The following is a 5565-nucleotide window of genomic DNA, read 5'->3' on the forward strand; positions in this document are numbered from 1 at the left end:
CTTCAAAGCTAGCATAGTGACTTAGCTTCTCTAGGAGGATCGTTCGTGCAGCATCTAGCTCACTCTTCTTAAAGAGCTGGCGGGTCTCCTGCCAGAAGGCAATCATGTTGTAGCCATCCACTAACAAAATTTTTTCTTTCATAGATTGCCCCCTTCCTTTGATTTCTTCTATTATAATTTATTGCGAAAGACCTCATACATAAGGATCGCTGCTGCGACACTGGCATTCAAACTTTGGACATGCCCCTGCATAGGAATAGTAATCATTTCATCCACTTGTTTTTTTATATTGGCTGAAATCCCCTTGCCTTCGTTGCCAATAATGAGGGCTAGCTTCCCACTGGTATTCCATTTGTGAGATGGCGTTCCATTCATATCAGTTCCAAAGATCCAAAAACCTGCTTCTTTGAGCTTGTCCAGGGTTTGGCTAAGATTGGTCACTCGAGCAATAGGGACATGCTCCACTGCCCCAGTTGAGGTCTTAGCGACAACGGGTGTCACCCCAACAGCACGGTGCTTAGGAATGATGACTCCCGCTACCTGAGTAGCATCAGCTGTTCGCAGGATGGACCCCAAATTATGCGGATCAGTCAAGCCATCCAAAATCAAGAGCAAGGGATTGTCTTTATTAGCTACCTGGGTCAAGATCTCAGTCAAGTCCGTATAAGCAAATTCCGAAACCCGCAAGACAAAACCTTGGTGGACAGCTCCTTCTGTCATTTCTTGCAAGGTCTTCTTAGGGGTCCAAGAAATAGACACCTTTTTTTCCGCTGCCAGATCCTTGATTTTTTCAACATTTTTTCCACGCAAATCGTCCTGGATATACAATTTATTTCCTGTATTTGCGGCTAGTGCTTCTGTAACGGCATGAACGCCATAAACAATATCGTTTTTTTCCATGAAACTAGTATAACACAATTGCCATATCTGGTGAAACATTTGGAGTAGGCCACTTTGCTTGTGGTATAATGAAACTAGTTTAGAAAAAGGAAAGAATCAGCATTATGCCACTTATTCACCGAACCATCAAGATGGTTCTCGCCACCTGTTTGGCCATCTTGCTTGCAGAGTTTCTTGGTCTGTCCTACGCCACCTCTGCGGGGATCATTGCCATTCTCAGCATTAGCGATACCCGTAGAAGTACCGCCAAACTAGCCTATAATCGCTTTATGTCCATGCTTCTTGCCCTCCTCCTTGGAAGCTTAGCCTTTCAGATTCTCAGCTTCAATCTCTGGGCCCTTGGTCTTTATCTGGCCACCTATGTCCCCCTTGCTTTCCTACAAGGCTGGGAAATTGGTATCACGCCCAGCTCTGTCCTGGTTACCCATCTCCTGCTAGAAAAATCCACTTCCCTTTCTTTATTGGGAAATGAAGTAGCTATTTTCCTAATCGGAACCAGCTTTGCCCTCCTAGCCAATCTCTATATGCCTTCTCGACAGGAAGAAATTGATCGCTATCATGAAATTGTCGAGGAGCAACTCAAGAAGATTCTCTATCGCTTTGCAGAGTTTCTAGGAAAAGGAGATGGGAGCAACGATGCAAGCTTGATTCGTGAGCTAGATACCATCTTAAAAGAAGCTCTCGATCTAGTCTATTTAGACCATTCCAACCACCTCTTCCATCAGACCAACTACCATATCCACTATTTTGAGATGCGCAAGCGCCAAAATAATATCCTGCAGGACATGGCCAATAATGTAAACAACTGCCAATTAGCTGCGAGCGAGAGTCTTATTTTGGCCCAACTCTTTGCTAAAACAGCCAGCCAGCTCAGTCAGGAAAATCCAGCTCAATTCCTACTTGACGAAATCAACCGCTATCTAGCAGTCTTTCGTGAGCGACCTCTCCCTCGATCTCGTCAAGAATTTGAAACCCGAGCGACCCTTCTGCAACTCCTCCGTGATCTTGAAACCTTCATCTCCATCAAGGTGGAATTCTATCAAACCTACCAGAAGGAACTTCAAGCATAAACCCTTCTTTAGAGACTGGGAAGATTTACCCAGCTCTTTTTCTTTGCCATCAATCTGTAACGAATTTCAAGAGAAAAACTTCCATATATATTGAAAACGCTATCATAAAGTGTTATGATAGAGGTGCATACATGCAAAGAACAAAGGAGGTCTCTTTATGCATTCTTCTTATAAGAAGCGTTTGTACACAAACGCACTCAGTCTCTCTACCGCTGTCCTTTTAGCCTTCCTCGCACAAGGCCAAGTTGCTGCGGACACTGTTGAGACAGCTAGTCCTGCCGCACCTGTTGAAAACGTCCTCAAGCCAGAGGAAACAAACGCTAGCCCGGCAACAAGCACAGAGGCTAACAGTCCTGCTCCTGCAACAGAAGCGACTGCAAGTTCTGCAGAGACTGCTCCAACTAATCCTTCTAGCCCAGTTGAAGCCTCTCCTACTGCTTCAGACACTGCTAGTCCTACGACCAAAGTAGAAAGCCCTGTAACAGAGCGAGCTGCGAACGCAGAGCCAGCTATCAGCCTTAGTGATAGTCCTGTTTACATGTCTGAAAAAGGAACGCTGACGAATACCGTTAAGGATCAAGCTCAGGCTGCTGGCAAGATTAGCTGGACTTTGGACGACAAACCACTGGAAGAGTGGAAAACTTGGGACATGGAGACAGGAACTCTGTCCAAAGATCCCTTCATCACAGTTGAAGAGAACAAAAACGGAAACGATTTGGATCTGACCTTTACGGTCAAGGAACTCTTTGGCGAAGATTTAAGCCTTCGGAGCCCTAATAATATCCGTCGGACCTATCGGAACTATATCGGTGACCACACTTTGGTTGGAACCAGCGCTGATCTTGGCCTAACCATTCGCAAGAATCTAACCTTCCGTCCATATAAAGATTTCCATACCCACGAGGAAATGCTAGCTTCCATTGAGCAGACAAGGGCAGAAGCCAAAACGGACCGTCTAGTTCAGCTTGAAACTCTCGGTAAGAGCGCCCAAGGACGGGATATGAAGATGGGAATTGTAAGTAAGGACCAAGCAAGTATTGACCACTACCTCTCATCTACCAATCCAACAGCTCTCACAAAACCAAGCGAGATGTTAGCAGCTCTGAAGGACAAGACCTTGGATTACAAACTGCCTGTCCTGGTTCATAATACGCATGCGGATGAACAACCTGGGATTGACATCATCACCGGTCTCTTCCGTACCTTCGCTACAGAAAATCAAGTCACTTTTAAAACGACAGACGAAGCTGGTAACGTCAAGAATGTGACTCTGGACATCCCAACTCTTTTAAACAAATTTATCTTCTTATTTGACTTTACGGAAAACCCTGACGGGGATGCTCTCAATCTGCGGGCCCTAGCAAACGGCCTCGATCCAAACCGGGATGCTAGCTACCAAACCAATCCGGAAGTCCGTACGGTCATCCAAATGATCAACAAGTGGAATCCGATCGCTCTCTATGATATCCATGGATTTGTCAAAGAATTCTTGATTGAGCCTGCAACACCTCCACATGATCCAAACTTTGAATACGACCTCATGTCCAACCTCATGCTGGAAAATGCCCATCATATGGGCCGTGCAGGGGTTGCCAATTCCAAATACGACAGCTACATCATTCCAAAACTGGATTGGGGAGATGGCTGGGATGATTCCTTCTCTGGTTATACAGGTGTCTATGCCGTTTACCACGGCATCTTGGGCCACACCATCGAAATTCCAGAATCCAACCAAGAGTCCTACTATGCTGGACGCAATGCTGTCCTTGGCGGAATTGACTTCCTCAGCCAAGATCCAGACAAGCTTCTTGAAATGCGCCTCAACTTCTACCTACGTGGCCTCAACAAGATTGAAGATCCAAAAGCAGAGAACGAACTAGTTGGACCAACTGGTGAAGTTGTCGGTCGTGTGAAGAATGGTCGTCCGAAATTCTTCCCCGACTACTATGTTATCCCAATGGGCCTCGACAAGGACAATGATGCACAAGAAGCCTTCAATATGATTGACTACTTCAAACGCAATGGTGTCCTCGTCAAAGAACTCAAAGAAGATACAGGTACCTACAAAAAAGGAGACCTGGTCATTGACATGTCTCAAGCTAAACGGGGCTATGCCAACCATATCCTCTATAAAGGGTCTAACGAATCCGCCTGGGCAGCCATGTATGCGGAACTTCTCGTTAACTTCCCTGATATGAAAGGCTTCAAGGCAGAACCTGTGTTTAAAGACGGTCTCTTTGCTGGAAAACTTGGAGAAGTCACCACCACTCGCGCGACTAGAACCTCTGAGATCGATCCTAAAGCGCCTTACTACGTCATTGCCAATACCTCAGCCAGTGCCGTTCAAGCCGTAAACAAGGCGATTTCCCAAGGTAAATCTGTCTACTTAACAGATGATGGCTACATCGTTGACCGCGATACTTTTGCATCGCTCCTTCCAAACTATGCCATCTACGGCGAAGCCCTCTACAAGGTTCCAAACGGTCCAACCTTGAAACCATTGAAGATCTATTCTCCAAACTATCACTACGATTGGACCGGCGTAGATGCGCCTGCTCATACTAGTTTGGTCCTTGAAAAATTAGGTTTCCAAATCGTCGATACTCCTGACGAAGCAGATGTCATTGTGCTTGAAAATAATCGCTTTGATGCCTCCATCTTCGGCAAGAAACCAACTCTCGTCATCGGCGGGGAAGCCATGCAGAAACTGGAAAAATTGGGAGTTCTTTCAGGTTTTGACGCTGAAAAACTTAAAGGTGGCAGTGACTACGAGGGCTTGATGAAAGCCATCATCGATGACCAAAACCCACTGACAAGTGGCTACAAGAAGAATGCCCTCTTCTACTCCAACTCAGGAAACTGGATTGAAAAGGTTCCAAGCAACTTTAAGGCCTTGATGAGTATCGCTTCAAGTGACTACTACATTGCAGGCTGGTGGCCAAAAAATGAAGTCCTAGCCAATAAGGTCATGGCCATCTCTGGAGAACTTCTGGGCCAACCACTCTTTGTCTATGCCGGAAATCCAACTAATCGCCAACATCCTGTCCACTTCTTCCGCTGGGTAACCAATGCGATCTTTGGTAGCGAGTTGGCGACCTTGACAGACTACGTTCCACCGAAAGATTCAGATCGTGTAGGGGTACCAATTCATAATCAAACTCTTGTGCAAGCTGTCAACTACCAAGCTAGCCCAGCTGTCCAAAAACAAGCAAAAGCAGAACTTCTCCCAGAAACAGGGGAAAGCTCATCTGCACACTTCGTTCTTTCAAGCTTCTTGCTAGCCGTTAGCGGAGGCTTCCTCCTCTTAAAAAAGAAAGAGATTGAGTAAGATTTTAGACTAGCTATGAATCTCAAGTTCATCTTTTCATAGAAAATCAATTTTTCGTATGAAATAATCTAAGAAATGAGACAAAAGTTATAAAACTCCTCTAGTATTTAGCAGTATTCAATCTTATACTGAAACTTTCCGCCGTGAGAAAAGTGCTTGAAACATAACAGTTTCAAGCACTCGGGAGTTTTGAAACCTTAGGTTCAAAACTAAGTCATGGAACTTCGAAGAAGTTCGCTGACGTCCGTACTCACCTAAGGAAAGTTT

The 5565-nt window shown here is 45.4% G+C and carries 4 protein-coding genes; 2 read left to right on the top strand and 2 right to left on the bottom strand.

Going from position 1 to position 5565, the window contains the following annotated elements:
• Together QZ158_RS07595 and rlmB are read right to left on the bottom strand one after the other, a co-directional pair.
• On the bottom strand, positions 1 to 142 hold a 142-nt coding region (locus tag QZ158_RS07595; protein WP_293887306.1), incomplete at its 3' end, for an NYN domain-containing protein.
• Between the two features lie 29 nt (positions 143 to 171).
• Entirely contained in the window at positions 172 to 900 is a 729-nt protein-coding gene (rlmB, locus tag QZ158_RS07600; protein WP_293887300.1) for a 23S rRNA (guanosine(2251)-2'-O)-methyltransferase RlmB, read from the bottom strand.
• Between the two features lie 104 nt (positions 901 to 1004).
• On the opposite strand from rlmB, the gene QZ158_RS07605 reads away from it, so the two are divergent.
• Together QZ158_RS07605 and QZ158_RS07610 are read left to right on the top strand one after the other, a co-directional pair.
• A complete protein-coding gene (locus QZ158_RS07605; RefSeq protein ID WP_293887302.1) occupies positions 1005 to 1970 on the top strand; it encodes an aromatic acid exporter family protein in 966 nt (321 codons plus the stop codon).
• 157 nt (positions 1971 to 2127) lie between these two features.
• A complete protein-coding gene (locus QZ158_RS07610; RefSeq protein ID WP_293887304.1) occupies positions 2128 to 5298 on the top strand; it encodes an LPXTG-anchored zinc carboxypeptidase in 3171 nt (1056 codons plus the stop codon).
• The last annotated feature ends 267 nt before the right edge of the window (positions 5299 to 5565 follow it).

It is taken from the genome of Streptococcus sp. A12 (assembly GCF_905372335.1).
In the GTDB taxonomy this organism is placed as follows: domain Bacteria; phylum Bacillota; class Bacilli; order Lactobacillales; family Streptococcaceae; genus Streptococcus.

What these genes read in the sequence shown, in the direction of transcription:
- rlmB (WP_293887300.1), bottom strand. Translation starts at nt 900, where the DNA reads ATGGAAAAAAACGATATTGTTTATGGCGTTCATGCCGTTACAGAAGCA.
- QZ158_RS07605 (WP_293887302.1), top strand. Translation starts at nt 1,005, where the DNA reads ATGCCACTTATTCACCGAACCATCAAGATGGTTCTCGCCACCTGTTTG.
- QZ158_RS07610 (WP_293887304.1), top strand. Translation starts at nt 2,128, where the DNA reads ATGCATTCTTCTTATAAGAAGCGTTTGTACACAAACGCACTCAGTCTC.